Origin of the sequence: Azospirillum sp. TSH20 (assembly GCF_003115935.1) — a bacterium.
Lineage (GTDB): Bacteria > Pseudomonadota > Alphaproteobacteria > Azospirillales > Azospirillaceae > Azospirillum.
This window is the reverse complement of the sequence record NZ_LGQU01000215.1, coordinates 1-1505: the sequence shown is the minus strand read 5'-3', so window position 1 is coordinate 1505 and position 1505 is coordinate 1. Positions and strand designations below refer to the sequence as shown.

Below are 1505 nucleotides of genomic sequence, written 5' to 3'. Positions count from 1 at the left end.
GCGTGTGAGACACCCTGTGTCAACCCTGTGGAACGAGGTTGAGCGCTCTGGAGGCGGTATGCTGTTCAGGGTTGTAGGGTTTGGCGTCGTACCAGGCGCGCCACAGCACGCGGATCCAGGCGCGGGCGAGGATGCGTATGGCGTGGGGGTGATTGCAGCCGCGGTCACGGGCTTTGCGATAGACAGCGGCGGCCCAGGCGCAGGCATGGCGGGAGTTGTCGGCGAAGCAGGTGATGGCGGCGCGCAGGCGATGATTGCAGGCCCAGCGGAAGACGACGCCGCGGCTTTTGCCGGAGGCATGTGTGACGGGGCTGACGCCGGCTTCGGCGGCGAGTTGGTCGGGCGTTTGGAAACGCTCGCGCACGTCGCCGAGTTCGGCGAGGATCTGGGCGGCGCAGATGCGTCCGGCCCTCGGGAAGGACATCACGACTTTGCCGTCGGGGAGTTCGGCGATGGTGTGCTCGATGCGGGCGGAGAGCTTGGCGATCTCGGCGACGAGGCGCTCCAGGACGGCGGCGAGCGCGCGGACCATCTCGCCCTTGGCCTCGGCCTCCGCTTCGCCGGCCAGCCCGGTAGGGGCGGCGCGCAGGCGGTCCAGCAGATCGGCCGGGCTGCGGCGTCCGCAGTAGGCGTGGCTTGCCAGGAAGGCCTTGAGGCGCTTCTCGCCAAGGCGGGCGGCGCTGTCCGGGGTGGGATAGCGCTGGACGAAGGCGAGCGCGATGGGCGAGTCGATGTCGGCGAAGATGGCGCCGGCGCCGGGCCAGAAGCTGTCCAGCAGGCTGCGCAGGCGATTGGCCAGGCAGACGCGTTCGGCGACCAGGTCGTCGCGACCGCGGACCAGGGTACGCAAGGCCTTGATCTCGTCGGAACAGGGCGTCAGAGCCCGGAAGCGGTGGCCGTCGGTGCGCAGAATGTCGGCGAGCATGAAGGCATCGCCGGGATCGCTCTTGCCACCGGCGGCGCGGTAGCGCGGCCGGCAGGCCTTGACGACGTTGGGATGGATCGGCACGACCGGATGACCGGCCTCGACCAGGGCATCGACGATCAGTCCACTCGGGCGTTCGATAGCGATGGGAAGCTCGCCGGCCGGCGCCAGCTTCGCCAGCCGCTTGCACAGTTCCGCCAGACCGGCGGCATCGTGTTTGATCTCCAGGCGGAGCACAGCGGCTCCGGCGCCGTCGACGACGCAGACGGCGTGGCCGGTGCCGCCCCAATCCAATCCCCCGAAACACGGCATGGGCAGGTCCTCCGTGATTGCGCTACGCTGCCGAGCGTCGGGAGGAACTGCGGGCTGCTCATTGACCGGCGCTCCGGGCTGCTATCCCTGGCGCTACACCCTGTTGCCCGTCGTGCCCTCCCGGCACCCGCCATGTGGCGGGTCTCACACGGGCCGTTGGTCGGCAAGCGGCCTTGGCCGTCATGGCGGGTGCTCGGTCGGGGCCGAGCTTTTCACCCCGCATGCGGGGTGAAAAGCTCAACCAGCGCTAAGGTGACCCAATGAGCGG

1 protein-coding gene is annotated in these 1505 nt (G+C 69.6%); it reads right to left on the bottom strand.

Annotated elements, in window-relative coordinates; all coding sequences use genetic code 11:
- Positions 1–19: 19 nt before the first annotated feature.
- Positions 20–1237 (bottom strand): IS110 family transposase, encoded by a 1218-nt coding sequence (locus TSH20_RS34425; protein ID WP_109157740.1) that lies wholly within the window; start codon positions 1235–1237, stop codon positions 20–22.
- Between the last annotated feature and the right edge of the window lie 268 nt (positions 1238–1505).

Bases quoted from the DNA above. Each gene is read 5' to 3' on its own strand.
- TSH20_RS34425 (WP_109157740.1), bottom strand. From the start codon at position 1,237: ATGCCGTGTTTCGGGGGATTGGATTGGGGCGGCACCGGCCACGCCGTC.